The sequence below is a fragment of the Vibrio sp. ABH4_348 genome, from assembly GCF_056159765.1.
Map to the genome: position 1 here is coordinate 34,665 of NZ_JBSWVW010000003.1, position 15,988 is coordinate 50,652.

The 15,988-nt window shown below is 46.3% G+C and carries 13 protein-coding genes; 5 read left to right on the top strand and 8 right to left on the bottom strand.

All coding sequences use genetic code 11. From position 1 onward, the window contains the following. Positions 1-19: 19 nt before the first annotated feature. From yigB to lptM, 6 genes are read right to left on the bottom strand one after another with little or no spacing between them, the layout of a single operon-like run. Positions 20-736 (bottom strand): 5-amino-6-(5-phospho-D-ribitylamino)uracil phosphatase YigB, encoded by a 717-nt coding sequence (yigB, locus tag ACXAFJ_RS19730; RefSeq protein ID WP_475325860.1) that lies wholly within the window; start codon positions 734-736, stop codon positions 20-22. Beyond that, positions 733-1,692: a tyrosine recombinase XerC gene (xerC, locus tag ACXAFJ_RS19735; RefSeq protein WP_475325861.1), complete on the bottom strand. Its 960-nt coding sequence runs from the start codon at positions 1,690-1,692 to the stop codon at positions 733-735. Before xerC ends, yigB begins: the two co-directional genes overlap by 4 nt. Beyond that, positions 1,664-2,365: a DUF484 family protein gene (locus ACXAFJ_RS19740; RefSeq protein WP_475325862.1), complete on the bottom strand. Its 702-nt coding sequence runs from the start codon at positions 2,363-2,365 to the stop codon at positions 1,664-1,666. Before ACXAFJ_RS19740 ends, xerC begins: the two co-directional genes overlap by 29 nt. A 10-nt stretch (positions 2,366-2,375) precedes the next feature. Beyond that, positions 2,376-3,206 (bottom strand): diaminopimelate epimerase, encoded by an 831-nt coding sequence (gene dapF / locus ACXAFJ_RS19745; protein WP_475325864.1) that lies wholly within the window; start codon positions 3,204-3,206, stop codon positions 2,376-2,378. Between the two features lie 10 nt (positions 3,207-3,216). Next, entirely contained in the window at positions 3,217-4,470 is a 1,254-nt protein-coding gene (lysA, locus tag ACXAFJ_RS19750; RefSeq protein ID WP_475325865.1) for a diaminopimelate decarboxylase, read from the bottom strand. 12 nt (positions 4,471-4,482) lie between these two features. After that, a complete protein-coding gene (gene lptM, locus ACXAFJ_RS19755) occupies positions 4,483-4,602 on the bottom strand; it encodes an LPS translocon maturation chaperone LptM (protein WP_475325998.1) in 120 nt (39 codons plus the stop codon). Positions 4,603-4,676: 74 nt separating this feature from the next. Here lptM and cyaY point away from each other — a divergent pair, with 74 nt between their 5' ends. After that, positions 4,677-4,994 (top strand): iron donor protein CyaY, encoded by a 318-nt coding sequence (gene cyaY, locus ACXAFJ_RS19760; protein WP_475325866.1) that lies wholly within the window; start codon positions 4,677-4,679, stop codon positions 4,992-4,994. A 67-nt stretch (positions 4,995-5,061) separates the two neighbouring features. Here the strand turns inward: cyaY and ACXAFJ_RS19765 are convergent, their stop codons facing one another. After that, complete coding sequence (locus ACXAFJ_RS19765) at positions 5,062-7,581, bottom strand: class I adenylate cyclase (protein ID WP_475325868.1); 2,520 nt, start codon at positions 7,579-7,581, stop codon at positions 5,062-5,064. A gap of 359 nt (positions 7,582-7,940) precedes the next feature. Here ACXAFJ_RS19765 and hemC point away from each other — a divergent pair, with 359 nt between their 5' ends. The 4 genes from hemC to ACXAFJ_RS19785 are packed head-to-tail and all read left to right on the top strand — an operon-like array spanning position 7,941 to position 12,040. Continuing rightward, complete coding sequence (hemC, locus tag ACXAFJ_RS19770; protein ID WP_475325869.1) at positions 7,941-8,879, top strand: hydroxymethylbilane synthase; 939 nt, start codon at positions 7,941-7,943, stop codon at positions 8,877-8,879. A gap of 3 nt (positions 8,880-8,882) precedes the next feature. Beyond that, positions 8,883-9,602, top strand: a complete 720-nt coding sequence (locus ACXAFJ_RS19775) for a uroporphyrinogen-III synthase (protein ID WP_475325871.1) — start codon at positions 8,883-8,885, stop codon at positions 9,600-9,602. A gap of 15 nt (positions 9,603-9,617) precedes the next feature. Then, positions 9,618-10,880, top strand: coding sequence for a uroporphyrinogen-III C-methyltransferase (locus ACXAFJ_RS19780; RefSeq protein WP_475325872.1), 1,263 nt, complete (start codon positions 9,618-9,620; stop codon positions 10,878-10,880). Further along, positions 10,877-12,040 (top strand): heme biosynthesis HemY N-terminal domain-containing protein, encoded by a 1,164-nt coding sequence (locus ACXAFJ_RS19785; protein ID WP_475325873.1) that lies wholly within the window; start codon positions 10,877-10,879, stop codon positions 12,038-12,040. Before ACXAFJ_RS19780 ends, ACXAFJ_RS19785 begins: the two co-directional genes overlap by 4 nt. A gap of 75 nt (positions 12,041-12,115) precedes the next feature. Here the strand turns inward: ACXAFJ_RS19785 and cobN are convergent, their stop codons facing one another. Next, positions 12,116-15,970, bottom strand: coding sequence for a cobaltochelatase subunit CobN (cobN, locus tag ACXAFJ_RS19790; protein ID WP_475325875.1), 3,855 nt, complete (start codon positions 15,968-15,970; stop codon positions 12,116-12,118). Between the last annotated feature and the right edge of the window lie 18 nt (positions 15,971-15,988).

Here is a 15,988-nt window from a genome sequence, read left to right on the forward strand (position 1 = left end):
CTACTTAAGAGGAAAATTGCTAGAACAGAGTGAGCAACTCTTCGATTTTTTCAATTTCGACATGCGGTAACAGCTTTGCTTTGTGGGCAGCTCTTATATGACCAGATTGATCATTGAACCAACAGGCTTGAAAACCATGATTGACCGCGCCGCCCACATCCGTTCTTAGGTGGTCTCCCACGTGTAAAATATGCTGACGTTCTATTGCTAAGTGCGAGGCGGCCTTATCAAATAAATCAGAATAAGGTTTTGCGCGGCCATCAGGCCCCGCTTTAAGAATCAGGTCAAAGTACTTGGCTAATCCTACCCTTTCCGGATCGACATTGCCGTTAGTCATCGCCAGTAGAGGGATATGCTGTTTCAGTGTCGCTAAGGTTGTATGGCTCAGTGCTGGTACCTCAAAGTCGCTGCGCCAGAGTAAAACACGCTGCACACCTTGCTTTGCAATCACCTCTGCTTCGCCAGATTTAACCCCCAGAGATATTAAGCCCATTTCCAATTGCTTTTGCCTAAGTTCGGTAACGTCGTGCGCCAAAGCTGGGAAGTCATTTACTACTTGTCGACGCACTGCCAACCACCAACTTTGATCGGTAGCCTGTGCTTGTGGCACTTCAGAGTGCAGCCAAGACAACAACTGACGTTCAACATTCAATATCACCGGACGGTTGTCGTAAAGGGTGTCGTCCAAGTCAAATGTCATGGCATATATAGGTTTAAGCGTTCGGTAAAACTTCATTCTTTCGGGTCTTTATCTTTAGACGATGGCTTATCTCGGTGCTTTTTGGCTCGAGGGTGTGCTTGATCATAAACGTCTGCCAGATGTTGAAAATCCAAATGGGTATAGATCTGGGTGGTCGAGATATTTTCGTGCCCCAACAGCTCTTGGACAGCTCTTAAATTCTGGCTGGACTCTAGTACGTGTGTGGCGAAAGAATGTCTCAATTTGTGCGGGCTAATATGACTGGCGACCGCCTGTTTTTGCCCCCACTCGGCCATGCGTTTTTGCACGCTGCGGTGAGAAATCCGAAGACCAAGCTTAGAAACAAACAGTGCCGTTTCATCGGGGTTAGCCAAGTCTTTCCTGACTTTAAGCCACTTCTCCACCCATTCTTTGGCTAAACCAGAGTAAGGCACTTTGCGCTCTTTATCGCCTTTACCAAGCACACGAATTTCGCCACGCAATCCACTCAGATGGTTGATATCAATGCTCACTAATTCAGCTAAACGCAAGCCTGCCCCATACAGCAGTTCCATCATAGCTCGGTCACGCACAGCTAGAGGATCGTCTTCATTGACCTCTAGCAGCTGACCGACTTCGTCGACATCCAAATTTTTGGGTAAAGGCCGTTTTTTACGCGGTGCAGAGACCCCTTTGGCCGGATTGGCATCCATTTCACCACGCAGAATCAGGAAATCGAAAAAGCTTCTTAGCGATGATAACCGAGTGGCAATACTGCTTTCTTTCATGCCATCGCGCATACCTTGACCAGCAATTTGTCTTACCCAAGCGGCATCGACTTGCTGCCACGACTTCACTCCCATTTTGATTAAATGGTGCGCCATGGTTTCCAGTTGCTGCTTGTAATTGCGTTGTGTGTGAACACTGAGCCCTTTTTCGCTTCTCAAGTATTCGTAGAAACGCTGTAAAGGCTCAGTGAATGCCCTAGGCAAGGCTGGGGTTTCGTTGCTCATTACTGATTTGCCAAGGCAGGGTCGTGACTAAGTGTGAGAAAACCAGAGTCAGGTGCTGTAAGAAAAGCGTGTCCATATTCGGTTGAAAGTGGCTTGCATCATTACTCGAAAAGGCCAAAAGTCCCACTACATGTTTGTGGCGAATGGGCAGAATAACAAACGAACCTAAATCTGGTGTTCCAGTTTCACTTCCAAAATAGGTTATCTGATCTTGTTTGCGCAGACGCCCTAAATAGGCAGAGCGATTTTGCAGCATGGTTTCTGCAAAATTCTGATAACAGCCTTTATCGATTTGATAATCGCGGCTGTCGGCATTCGACAAGCGCACATAAGCCTTTAAGCCCAAACCAGTCGCTCTTCGTTCTATTTTGGTAATCGCAGAGAACAAGTCATCACTGGCCAAGATCTCTTCCTGTAACGACATAAATTCGTGGAAGGTTCGGTCGTTATTGGCCGCGTGAGACATTAAAGTAGTAATTTCTTCCTCAAGCGCTTCGATGCGTTCTCGCTGGCGTTTAAGTTGAATTTCCACCAGCGATACCGCCCCAGCCTGTTGATGCGGAATATTGACTACATCTAGCAGTTCTGTTCGGCGCTGAAAAAAATCTGGGTGATCTCGCAGGTATTCCGCAACCACTTCGGCGGTTAGCTCATCTGCTTCTACAAATGACATACAAAACAACCTAGCACGTTATTTGACCATCGAAGACGTGTGTTGCCGGACCGGTCATGTAAAGTGGCTGCCCTTCGCCTTTCCAGCGAATTTTCAAAGCGCCACCCGGCAGATTCACTGTAACCGACTCAGAAAGTAAGTCTTGAACTATTCCCACAGCGACAGCACCACACGCACCACTTCCACAAGCTTGCGTTTCTCCGGCACCGCGTTCGTAGACTCGAAGGTTGACTTCTTCTCGAGTCAAGACCTGCATAAAGCCTGCATTCACGCGCTCAGGAAAACGCTCATGGGATTCAAGAAGCGGTCCCAATGTATCAACGTCAGCCGTTTCCACATCATCAACAACGGTGACAACATGCGGGTTACCCATACTGACTGCACCACAGAATAACGTTTGATCATCAGCTCGGAGAATGTAGGTTTTTTCGGTTTGCTTAGCTTTAAAAGGAATCTTATGTGGAGCAAACTCAGGAACACCCATGTTTACTGTCACTTGGTCATCCTCTTCGATATTGAGGACCATTTTTCCTTTTTTAGTGCTAACACGAATACTGAAACGGTTAGTTAGCCCTTTCATACGAACGAATCGTGCAAAGCAACGTGCGCCATTGCCACACTGCTCCACTTCACTGCCATCTGCATTAAAAATGCGGTAGTGAAAATCGGTTTCCGGGTCGTACGGTGCTTCAACAATCAGCAATTGATCGAAGCCAACGCCTGTGTGGCGATCCGACAAACGTCGGATCAGCTCAGGCGAGAAAAAAACGTTTTGGGTAATACAATCGACGACCATGAAGTCATTACCCAAACCGTGCATTTTAGAAAAGTGAAAGTGCATACTTGTGTAATTACTCCGGCAATACGCTTTCAAGTGCCCACAAACTACTGAGCTCTTCACGTTGGCGAACCACATGACTCCTATCGCCATCAACCATGATTTCAGCGACACGAGGGCGCGTATTATAGTTCGACGCCATCACAAAGGCGTAAGCACCTGATGAACGAACTGCTAGCAAATCGCCTTGCTCAAGGTTCAATGTGCGATCTTTACCTAGGAAGTCAGACGTTTCACAGATTGGGCCTACCAAATCATACTCCGTACCTTCACCCTCACGAGGTGTAACTGGCACAATGTCTTGCCATGCTTGGTACAGGGCTGGGCGAATCAAATCGTTCATCGCAGCATCGATAATGGCAAAGTTTTTATGCTCAGTATGCTTCAAGAATTCAACACGTGTCAGTAACACACCTGCATTTGCAGAAATAGCACGGCCAGGCTCAAAAATAAGCTCCAAGTCATCGCGGTTGTCCAAACGAGCCAACAATGCTTTAGCATAATCAGACGGCGCTGGCGGCATTTCATCGCGATAGCTCACACCCAAACCACCACCAACATCTAAGTGTTTAATCTCGATACCAGCGTCTTTGAGCTGATCAATCAGTGCCAACAAACGGTCGATGGCATCGATAAATGGTTCGATATCAGTCAGCTGAGAACCAATGTGACAATCGATCCCTTCGACGCGAAGGTTAGGTAGACTTTTCGCAAATGCATACACTTCTGGCGCTTTTTCAAAAGCAATACCGAACTTGTTATCACGTAGACCGGTTGAAATGTAAGGGTGAGTATTGGCATCAACGTCTGGGTTAATACGCAAAGAAATAGGCGCTATCTTACCCATTTCACCAGCTACTTGGTTAATGCGCTCTAACTCAGAATCAGATTCAACGTTAAAGCACTTAATGCCTAACTCGAGCGCACGAGCGATCTCACTTGCCTGTTTACCGACACCGGAAAATACGACTTTTGCCGGATCGCCACCAGCAGCAATTACACGCTCTAGCTCACCGACTGAAACAATATCAAAACCAGAACCCAAACGGGCCAACACATTCAACACACCAATGTTGGAATTGGCTTTTACCGCATAACAAACAAGATGTGGGTGATCGCCCACCGAGTTGTCGAATGCATGCCAATGGCGCTCTAACGTTTTACGCGAATAAACGTATAGCGGAGTACCGTATTGTTCAGCCAAGGTAGTAAGTGAAACATCTTCGGCCCACAATTGGCCATCATCCTGATAATTAAAAAAATCCAACGTCTTGTCCTTTTACTGTTCAGTTTGCTCGTTTTGCGGTTCATCTTGCGGCATGTATAACGCACCACTTTGTCCACACCCAGCAAGAGCAAGGACAACCAAAGTACAAAACGTCAAAAAAGTCTTTTTCATTACGAATTCGTGATTATTCATCTATTGCCCCCTATAATCGCACCACAATCAAGAAAAGCAATAGGATGAGCGCGATGAACGAGACTGAATTTCATGAATTAGCCGATACACAAATGACCACAATTGAAGAAATGATTGATGACTCGGGCGCAGACATTGATTACGAGGTTTCTGGTAATGTAATGACTCTTGATTTCGAAGACCGCAGCCAAATCATTATTAACCGACAAGAACCAATGCGTGAAATTTGGCTAGCCTCTCGTTCTGGAGGTTTTCATTTTCAATACTCAGATAAGCAAGAGTGGATTTGTTCAAAAACCGGCATAGAGCTCATCACAATGGTGAAACAAGAATGTGAAAAACACGCCAGTGAAGAGATTGAATGGGTGTAAAACCATATTAGATAAAAATAGCGCCATGGCCGGGCGCTATTTTTTTATCTAAACTCGTGTCGAGCCTTTATGCGCTGATGACACGTTGCGTTTTTTGCTGATTACTACCGTCATTGCGATAAGGGACGACAAAAGCTTCACCTTGCGCAGGGTGGACAATTTGATAGTACTGAGGAAGGTTGAAGTTAATGAAATCGCCAGCCATGGCTGAATCTTCGCGAACAGAAGTGTAATAACTATTTACGTTGGCAATCATCTGGTCTTTATCGCCGCTGTATTGGTGATACACCTCGACGTTGTTAGATTCATCCAATACGAAAATATTGAATCCTTTCTCGGTATCTTCGAAGAAAAACTGAATTAACCCTTCACTTGCAAAGCCATCCACTGCTTCAGGCATTTCATAGTCCGATTCCTTGTCTAAGACAAGAAGAGGCGAGCCTTTCACTTTGTTGGTCGAAATACAGCGATAGAAGTCTACGGAATTTTCGAGTTTTTGCACCGATACACCACGTCGTTCGAAAAACAAGCCATGCATCTGCTCGGCAATTTTTATTGCTTTAAAGCGACGACGCTTTTCTTGGTCAACCGGTTTAAGACGCAAATCAATACACTCAGCAAGTAGCTGATACACCAAATTACGCATCACACCACGTAAATTTTTGCTGTAACAAAAAACATCCACGGATTCAGGTGGCAAAGCATCTTGGTGCATTTTACCCAATACGGTTTTGAGCGCGTCTAACATCGCCATTTCACCACTGAAATGTAACGTGCGCACTTCATGCCAAGAGTTGCGATACACCAAATCAACGCTGCCAACCAAACACTGGTTTTTACCACCAAAACTAAAGATATCGGCATCTTGCATATTGGCCTTCAGTTCCTTGTTACTCAACTCTGAAGTCGGATCATTTTCAAAGTTGATAAACATGGCCAACTGGCTGATTTCACAAGGACTGGCAAGCGCTTGCATGGTCGGACGACGTTTCCGTAGCGAAAAGGTATTACGCAAATCACTGACCATTTGATAGAACTTGTCGATATCAATATCGGCTTTCTTAGCCACAGAATGCAGATGTGTGGACTCGGTGATCAAACCATTAAAAAACGACCATGCCACCAGCTTACTCAAGTATTCATTGTGCTCTAAGTAAGGTCGCCCCATGATTTCGCTGGCCACAGGAGGCTGCTTGTACAGATACCAGCCATTGCGGTTAGCTCGATTTTCAGTGACTTCAATGAAAGTTAAGTTTGATTCATGTAAGTCAGGAGAAATCTGCGGGTTAAGCAAGGTGACCTTGCCCGGAAGCACTTCAAATGCGGCGTAGAGCTTTCTGGCTAGAATAGAAATATCTTGCGGGCTGATTGCCGACGTGATGCCATTGCGACGCGCAAATTGAATCAGGTTTCGGTAGCTTTGCATTAAGGCATCGAGCAATGAATGGTGCATGACTTTCACTTGCTCGACTTTCCAGTTGCGTCGCTCATCAAGCTCGGCAACTACATTCTTATCCCACTGCCAGAGTTCGACTAACTGTGTCAAAGTTTCACGACGCCATTCAATAGAGCCTGAACCCGCCTCTCTGGAAAGCTTCTCATGGGTCTTCAAGTAAAAACAGCGACGAACTAGATCTAAACGCGTGGTATCACCTACTCTGGTTAAGTAGCGAGTTACCTTCTCAAGCATCAGGTAATACGCATCCATCCCATACAGATCTGGTTCGTGAGCAAAGAAGCGGCGCTTTGAATCTAAACTCAAAAGCTGAGTATTCGGATATTCCCAAGAATAGGCTTCAAGAAGGATGGCTTTAAGCACGGATTTATAAGGCGAGTCGATACTCTTGTATAGCTGCCATAAATTGGCGCCGAAGTATTCTTCCGCAGGGATGCGATCTAACTTGCCGAAGTCTATCCAGTCACAGCAATCAATATCACCACGATTACACAAATCTTTTACGTAATCGTCGTAACACTCTTCCATCTCTGGCGGCACGATATGCCAAAGTAATCGTTGCCCTGCGATACGAACCGCAGAACGATAAAATTCGTCCAGCAACAACAAGTGCTGCGAGGAGCCACAGTTTTCGCCTGTCATTTCGTCTGAACACTGAGTGCGAAAACGGCGCTGATCCATCAAAAAGAAATTAGCTTCAACACCTTGTGTGAGCGCCCACTCTGTAATGCGGGTGCACTTTTCGGTCAATGCATCTCTGGCAATATCACTCATGCTGCTATCAACACAGACCCAAATATCCAAATCACTCGACGAGCTTTGCCCTATCGAGGAAGTGCTCCCCATGGTGTATAAACCAAGAATTTGAGGTGATTGTGGGCTGTCCCAGCGAGCTTCGGCTAATGACTTGAGTTGCTGATACGCATTTTCACAAGGTTCAAAACTGCGAATACCAAAAGGTACGGCAAAATCGGTGTAACCAGGAAGAGATGGGTGATGGAAATGAATCAAGGCAGGGATTAGCGAAAATACACGCTGGCTTTGTACATCCATTAGCGACAACGCACGTTCCATGCGCTGATTATTGAGTGTGTCTAACCGTTGTATCAAAGTGTGTGTATAAGCCTGCAAGGTAAGGTCCTTGAATCTCTGCCGCGACTGACGCCTATAAATGGTCGCTAGCACCAACAAAACGTGATCAATCTATCATTTTTATTCTTCTTGGTAAAGAATTGTACGATCCGTATCAAATCGCCTTGCCGATTTTTATCTTTTTATGGCTGGCTCATAGTGTGGTACTAACTGCGTATGAATTAATAATAGACCATTTTCTAAACGAGAGGTAAATCACACTATTTCGTCTTTGACCTATAAGTTTTGTCTGTTTTTAGGTGCAAAACAATCTCTAGGTAAACCTTTTGAATTCACAATGGTAGGATTAATGTCATTACAAAATCAATTGATATCCCTACCCTAGTTAGAGAAGCCTTATGACGTCTACTTCACCTATTCGCATTGCCACTCGGAAAAGCCCATTGGCGCTTTGGCAAGCCAACTTTGTAAAATCAGAATTAGAGAAAGCCCACCCAGGGTTGGAAGTCGAATTGGTTACCATGGTCACCAAAGGCGACATTATTCTGGACTCGCCTCTAGCAAAAGTTGGCGGCAAAGGTCTTTTTGTTAAAGAGCTAGAGGTCGCGATGTTGGAAGGTCGTGCCGATTTAGCGGTGCATTCCATGAAAGACGTACCGGTTGAATTCCCTGATGGCCTTGGGTTAGTCACAATTTGTGAACGTGAAGACCCAAGAGATGCGTTTGTTTCTAATCGCTACGACTCGGTAGAAGATTTACCACAAGGCGCGGTAGTGGGCACCTGTAGCTTACGTCGTCAATGCCAGTTAAAATCACGCCGCCCAGATATCGTCATTAAAGACCTACGCGGAAATGTGGGAACACGTCTGGGTAAACTGGATAACGGAGAGTTTGATGCGATTATCCTAGCGGCAGCAGGACTAAAGCGCTTGGAACTTGAAGCGCGCATCAGCAGCTATTTATCTGCAGAAGAATCGCTGCCTGCGGTAGGTCAAGGTGCAGTCGGTATTGAGTGCCGCACCGACGATACTCGATTACTTGACCTGCTCGCACCATTACATCACAAAGAAACCGCCGATCGCGTCTTTTGCGAACGGGCTATGAACAATACCCTCGAAGGCGGTTGCCAAGTTCCTATTGCAAGCTACTCAGAAATCGATGGCGACAATATTTGGCTACGGGCCTTGGTTGGCGAACCGGATGGCAGTGAAATTATTTCTGGTGAGATACGCGGCAGTCGCGATCAAGCCGAGCAACTGGGCGTCAGTCTTGCCAATCAACTATTAGAGCGCGGCGCAAAAGACATATTAACGCGTCTCTACAGCGAGCATGAATAACTGATGACGGTTTTAGTCACGCGTCCTTCTCCTTATGGAGAAGACCTGTGCCAATTACTCAATCAAAACGGAATATCAGCGGTTCACCAACCGCTGATAGAATTTCTTCCTAACCCAAGCCCAGATACATTCCAAAACCAAGTCAATCAGTCACAAATGGTGATTTTTGTTAGCCAGCAAGCCGTCTGGTTTACACACCAGCTCAATATTGAATGGCCAAAGAACATTCAATATCTAGCGATTGGCGAAAGTACCGCTAAACTGTTTAAAAGATTAACGAATTTTAGTATTTACTACCCAGACGATGCGGTAAGTGAGTCTTTACTCGGCCTAGACCAACTGCAATCAATTACGGGCATGAACGTTTTAATTGTCAGAGGCAGCAGTGGTAGAGAGCTTATTTATCAAGAGTTAACGAAGCGCGGTGCTTTTGTGACTTATCATGACGCTTACCAGAGGCGCTGTATAAAATTCGATCAAGATCAACGAGTTGAGCGATGGCAAAGAGATAAGATAAACACCCTAGTCATTACCAGCGGCGAACAACTCGACCTCTTTTACCAAATGTGCGCAAAACGCCATCTCAGTTGGCTATTAGACCAAACGTTGATTGTACCGAGTCAACGCATACAGCAACGAGCTATACAGTTAGGCTTTCAACAATGTATTGTGAGTGATGGCGCAACCAATACTCATATCTTATCTGCTTTGCAGACCCGTTAAGTAGGACGATAACGAATGACCAAAAAAGACGAAAATAAGCAAGAAGAGTTTAATAACGTTCAACCCGAACAGGATGCTCAGTCAGACGATATCGCCGCTCAGAAGACTGAACAAGAAAACGTCACACCAGCGGAGCCAAAACCAGACCAAAACGCAGACAATAAAGCAAATGACTCCCGCGATAATTCAGTCGATACCACTGTAGCGGACACAATAGCCATACTTAATAAACGCAGTAAGCGGGCTATGGCTTTAAGCACCATTGCTATCGCAATTTCTGCCTTGATGACCAGTGCGATTTGGTTCAACCAACAATCTGCGCAGCAAACACTGCAAACCCAACTCTCAACCACTGAACAAAAGCTCGTCAGCGCACAACACGCTTTAGAGCTAGCGTTACAAGAATCAGAACGCCAAACTGCTCAGCAAGTCAATCAGCTGGTGAATGGAACAAAAACGGAGCTCGAGCAGCAAAAAGCATCACTCGCGAGCCTGCAACAAGCGTTGTCCGAAGTAAAAGGTCGACGCCCTAATGATTGGTTACTGGCTGAATCTGATTACTTGATGAAACTAGCAGGAAGAAAACTGTTTTTAGAACGCGATGCGGTCAGCGCAACCGAACTGTTATTGAGTGCCGACCAACGAATCGCGGCACTTAATGATCCAAGCTTGGTACCACTACGCAAAGCCCTCGCGCAAGATATCACTCAACTAAAAGGGATCCCGCTGATCGACAGAGAGGGATTGGTGATCCGCTTGATCGCCTTACAGAGACAAGTTGACGACTTGCCGCTTGCTAACGCCATCTTACCTGAGAGCCAAGTTGTGGTTGAACGTGAAGTCTCTGAAGACATCAATGATTGGCAAGCCAATTTGATGACATCACTAAAAGACTTCTCCGAGAACTTCATAACTTTCCGCACTCGTGATGGCAACGTCATCCCATTACTCTCTCCAGAGCAACATTTTTACCTAAGAGAAAACATCAAAGCTAAGATAGAGACAGCAATTAAAGGCGTCTACGATGAGAATCAAACAATCTATCAAACTTCATTGAAGACAGCTGGTGAATGGTCTGCGGCCTTCTTTAACACTAATGCCAATGAAACAAATCAGTTTGTTGACGCAATCAATACGCTATCTGAAGCAAAAATTGCGGTCGTTTACCCTGAAAAGTTTGCTTCTCAGCCCGTTCTAGCCGATGTCATTAATGAACGCTTGCGCCGCGAAGTTACCTCATTAATCGACAACCAAAAACAGGTGGAGGATAGCCAATGATACGCACTGTCTTCCTTTTTGTTGTATTGGGGCTTGGCTTGTACACCGGCTCTCAATACGCAGGGCAACAAGGTTACGTACTCATCTCGGTTGCTAATACCACCATAGAAATGAGCGTCACCACCTTTGTGATTTTTACTATCGCGTTACTTGCCGCTTTGTTTGGCTTGGAATATCTGATCAAAAAGACACTCAACGCGACGTCCACGACCTGGAACTGGTTTAACTTGCGCAGATTACGTAAAGCTCGTCATGCAACCAACCAGGGAATGATTAAACTGCTTGAAGGTGATTTTACCGAAGCAGAGCGCTTGGTGAAAAAATCCGCGAAGAATCATGACTTACCTCTGCTGTCTTATCTGGTGGCGTCAGAGGCTGCGTTGGGCAACGGCGATAGAGCCAAACGGGATATGTATTTGCAATTGGCAAGTGAGCAAGAAGATGCGCAGCTCGCGGTTCAACTAACCCAAGCCAAACAGCACGTGCAAACCAAAGATTATGAACTCGCCTTTGCTATTCTGTCGGATCTGAAAAGCGAGTACCCCAACAATCGCATCGTCATTAAACTGCTTAAAGAAGTGTATTTAGCACTTGAACTCTGGCAGCCTCTAATCGAGCTTCTTCCTCAGCTGAAAAAGCTGAAGATAATTGACAATGAATTGTTTGGCTCTCTTGAAGTTCAAGCTTATCAAGGATTTTTATCACAGTTGGGTTCTGATGAGTTATCAACTGGGTGGAAACAGCTTCCCCGTAAGCTAAAAACCAATCCAGCGATTGTCGAGGCGTATGGAGAGAAGCTCATTGAGTCGGGACATGATGTGGACGCCTTTAGGTTAGTGAAAGACTCATTGAAAAAGCACCCTTCCACTTCACTGTTTGCTTTATTACCAAAATTGGCACGCCAAGATCCCCATCCGGTACAACAGTATCTGCATAAAGCCATTGGTAACGATGTGAATAATGCCGAGGCATACAGTGCATTGGGTCAAATCGATATCCATCTGGGAAACTGGCAACAAGCGCAAACGCATTTTGAACACGCGCTGTCGCTTCGGGCAAACATTCGCGACTACAAACTACTTGCTGATGCGCTAGAGCAACAGAATATGACCAAAGCCGCACAAGAAGTTTCTAGAAAGGCGCTAACACTGGTCCAATAAAGACCGCGGAGAGCGCTATTCCAAAATAAAAACCAGCTCGACGAGCTGGTTTTTCAGTTTCATGCTAGACCGAAGTTAAGCTTGACCAAATTGCTCTTGCGAGGCATCGATCTCTAACAATAAGTCTTGCAACTTATCAGCGTAGTCTTGAGGTTCTTGCCACAAACCGCGCTGCGTCGCTTCCAATAATCGCTCCGCCATTTCCTCGATAACCGCTGGATTGTGTTGTTGTAAAAACTCGCGATTTTCCACATCAAATAGCAAAGCGTCTGCCACATCACGATATTGATAGTCATCAATCAAGTTGGTCGTCGCATCATAGGCAAAGAGGTAGTCGACACTGGCCGCCATTTCAAAGGCACCTTTGTAACCGTGCTCGCGCATCGCTTTTATCCATTTGGGATTGAGTACACGAGAACGCACTACCCGATTTAACTCTTCTTTTAGCGTCCGTACTCGAGGTTGAGCGGGATTCGAGAGATCATTGTGATAAATGCTAGGCGCTTGACCGGATAGCGAGGTCACCGCATTCGCCATACCACCCTGAAACTGATAGTAGTCATCGGAATCGAGCAGGTCATGCTCGCGGTTATCTTGGTTATGAACCACCCCTTCCAATTGCGACAAACGATTGGCAAAGTCGTCTCGAGCATTAACCCCATCTTTGGAATGCTGGTCCTGACCGTAGGCATAGCCACCCCAGTTTAAATAGGCTTCCGCTAAATCGTCGCGATTTTCCCAACAGCGTTCATCTATCAACCCTTGCAAACCGGCGCCGTAAGCCCCCGGTTTACTACCAAAAACGCGGTAACTTGCTTCGCGCTGCGCCGATTCTGCCGATTTACCTTCTTGTTCCAACTCTTGTTGGCGATGGCGAATATTGGCTTGAATAGTGTTCATTCCACCCGGCTCATTAAACTCAAACAATGCCTGAATCGCGGCATCATAGAGGTGCATCACATTGGGGAAGGCATCGCGGAAAAAGCCAGAAACACGCAAGGTAACATCGACTCTCGGGCGACCCAGCAACATGCAAGGTACGATCTCAAAATCAATCACTCTGTGTGAACCCGGAGCCCAAATCGGCTTAATTCCCATTAACGCAAAAGCTTGGGCAATGTCATCCCCGCCAGTACGCATCGTTGCCGTTCCCCACACGGACAAACCTAGCTGCCGAGGGAAGTCTCCATGTTCTTGCAGATGACGTTCAATCAAAGCTTGTGCAGAACGCTCGCCTATAGCCCATGCGGCAGGAGAAGGAATAGAACGATTATCTACGGAGAAAAAGTTGCGTCCGGTTGGTAGAGTATCTAAACGTCCCCTCGTTGGGGCGCCACTCGGCCCCGGCTCAATGAATCGTCCTGACAGACCTTTCATCAGCGAATCAATTTCCTGATTTACCGACTGCTTTAATGCTTGATGTAAAACCGATTTGGCATAGTGAATCTGCGCGGATGTTTGCGGGAACTCACTAGAGAATCGAGAAAAGTCTTCGTCAGATAACACAAAACGCTCTACCCAATTGAGCGCCAGAATCTCGAGTCGCTCTCGCGTATCCGCGGTATTGCGCCACGGACGTTCACATAGGTTGGACAGAAGCTCAGGACGAACACCTCGCCAAGTTTCAACCTCAACCTGCAGAGGGTCGAACTCATTATCACCATGGCGCATACTTAAGTCTGCTACCAAATTATGCAGTATTCCCCGCTCTTGTGGTTGATTCCCTCGGGGCAATCGCAATAACGCCACTAAGGTATCCGCCAGTTTTTGCGATTCGGGCAGCTCTCCTAAAATATGTAACCCATGGCGAATCTGTGCTTCTTTGATATCACAGAGATAAGCATCGAGGTCATTAAGCAGTTCATCATCGCAACCGTCACTACTTACACCAAGCTCTTGGATAAAGTTGGACGTTTCCAACTTAGTTAAGATTTTCTCTCTTAGCCAAGCTTCCCGCCGTGTATCCATACCTAGCGCTTGGTAGTACTCATCAACCAAGGATTCTACTTCAGCCAACTCTCCATAGATTTCAGCGCGAGTCATGGGTGGCATCAAGTGGTCTATGATGGTGGCTTGAGTTCGGCGCTTCGCCTGCGCACCTTCACCTGGGTCATTAACGATAAAAGGATAAAAGTTCGGCAGCGGCCCCAATGCAATATCTGGCCAACATTGATTTGACAGCGCAGAGCCTTTGCCTGGCAACCACTCCAAATTGCCGTGTTTTCCAACGTGGATGATGGCATCAATTTGATATTCAAAACGCAGCCAAAAGTAGAACGCCAAGTAGCTGTGAGGCGGTATTAAATCCGGGTCGTGATAATTGGCGAGTAGATCTAGGTGATAGCCTCGAGCAGGTTGAATCCCGACAAAGGTTTCCCCGAGACGCACCCCTGCGATCATAATTCGTCCTTGGCGACACTTAGGATCTTGTTCAGGTTCTCCCCAGCGCTCTAACACTGCCTGCTGACAATCTTCTGGGATCTGCGAAAAATAGTGACGATAGCGCTCGATATCGATACTTTGCCAACAAGGTAAATAATGCAAACTGTTCGAGTTGTTGGTCACCGTTTCCAGCAGGGTGTTAATCAACTCAGTGCCATCTTCGGGAATATTGTCGATAGGATAGCCTTGACGATGCATCGCTTTGAGAATGTTCACGGTTGAATTGGGCGTATCCAAACCCACGCCATTGCCAATACGACCATCTTTGGTTGGGTAGTTTGCTAAAACCAATCCCAAACGTTTTTCTGGGTTGGGTTTGCTTGCCAATGCCACATAACGGCTAGCGAGTTCCGCAACAAACTGAGCGCGGTCTTTTTGTTCGGCGTAGCGAACCACAGAGATTTGGCAACGCTCACTCCAAAAGCCTTCTGTTTTAAAGCTCACCGCACGAGTAACAATTCGCCCATCCATTTCAGGTAGCACGACTTGCATGGCTACATCTCTTGGCCGCAAACCTTGTGAATATTGCAACCAATCTTCTTCGGTCGTGCTGGCTAAGACTAGCTGCAATACCGGTATATCTTTGTTAAACGGCGACTGAAACTCAGTAGGTTGTGAAGATAAATCAGGACTTGAAACAGTGTTCGATGCAAAACCTGTCGCATTAAGAATGAGCTTGGCTTGGGTTTGCTCAATAAAGCTGTTTACCAAAACCAACGACTCTGAATCTTTCAGGGAAGCGATTGAGATGGGTAGGACATTTAAGCCCTGTTGTTCAAGGGTCTCTAACAGCCCATCGAACATAACCATATTGGCGCTTTGCATATGGCTGCGATAAAAGATCAATACAGCGTCGGCTTCCTTCGACCTGCCGGTATTGCTCTTCCAACGATGCTGCCAATCTTGATAAGTCGCTTGAGAGTGCTTTAAGGTTGAGCCCGGCATATAAAGCATGCAATTCGGCAGCTTTTCTGGCTCAAACCATGGGTAATCCAATCCAAGAAATTCACTGGCAAGGTAGCGGAACAACTGCAAATTGTTCAGAGCTCCACCTTGCCTTAAGTAACGCCAGACACGTTCTGCTTGTTCTATCGTGGTGGAAGAAGAGTCAAATAGTTGCTGATCTCGGCTGTCACATCCAGAAACCATAATTAAGGTTCGACTGGGATCTCTTGCTTGCCACTCAATTAATTGCTCAAAACCATATTGCCAATAGGATTGACCACCTAATAAGGACACCACCGCTACCTTGGCGTTTTCCAAGGTCTTATCAATATACAAATCCAACGCAGCTGGCTTCATCAGCTGAATGAGATTGGCCAATCGAATTGAGGGAAATGAGTCCGGAAGTTGTTCGGCTGCATTGGACAGCGCGGCTAAGGCGCTGTCGGCAGCAGAAAGCACAACTATCTCTCCTGGAGACTGGTCTAGATCGATAATACCTTCATCATCGGTAAAACCGCCGGGCTTCGAAGCAAGCAAGTGCACGTTATTAGGCTCTCTTAA

What these genes read in the sequence shown, in the direction of transcription:
- dapF (WP_475325864.1), bottom strand. Translation starts at nt 3,206, where the DNA reads ATGCACTTTCACTTTTCTAAAATGCACGGTTTGGGTAATGACTTCATG.
- hemC (WP_475325869.1), top strand. Translation starts at nt 7,941, where the DNA reads ATGACGTCTACTTCACCTATTCGCATTGCCACTCGGAAAAGCCCATTG.
- cyaY (WP_475325866.1), top strand. Translation starts at nt 4,677, where the DNA reads ATGAACGAGACTGAATTTCATGAATTAGCCGATACACAAATGACCACA.
- ACXAFJ_RS19740 (WP_475325862.1), bottom strand. Translation starts at nt 2,365, where the DNA reads ATGTCATTTGTAGAAGCAGATGAGCTAACCGCCGAAGTGGTTGCGGAA.
- ACXAFJ_RS19775 (WP_475325871.1), top strand. Translation starts at nt 8,883, where the DNA reads ATGACGGTTTTAGTCACGCGTCCTTCTCCTTATGGAGAAGACCTGTGC.
- ACXAFJ_RS19780 (WP_475325872.1), top strand. Translation starts at nt 9,618, where the DNA reads ATGACCAAAAAAGACGAAAATAAGCAAGAAGAGTTTAATAACGTTCAA.
- xerC (WP_475325861.1), bottom strand. Translation starts at nt 1,692, where the DNA reads ATGAGCAACGAAACCCCAGCCTTGCCTAGGGCATTCACTGAGCCTTTA.
- yigB (WP_475325860.1), bottom strand. Translation starts at nt 736, where the DNA reads ATGAAGTTTTACCGAACGCTTAAACCTATATATGCCATGACATTTGAC.
- lptM (WP_475325998.1), bottom strand. Translation starts at nt 4,602, where the DNA reads ATGAAAAAGACTTTTTTGACGTTTTGTACTTTGGTTGTCCTTGCTCTT.
- ACXAFJ_RS19785 (WP_475325873.1), top strand. Translation starts at nt 10,877, where the DNA reads ATGATACGCACTGTCTTCCTTTTTGTTGTATTGGGGCTTGGCTTGTAC.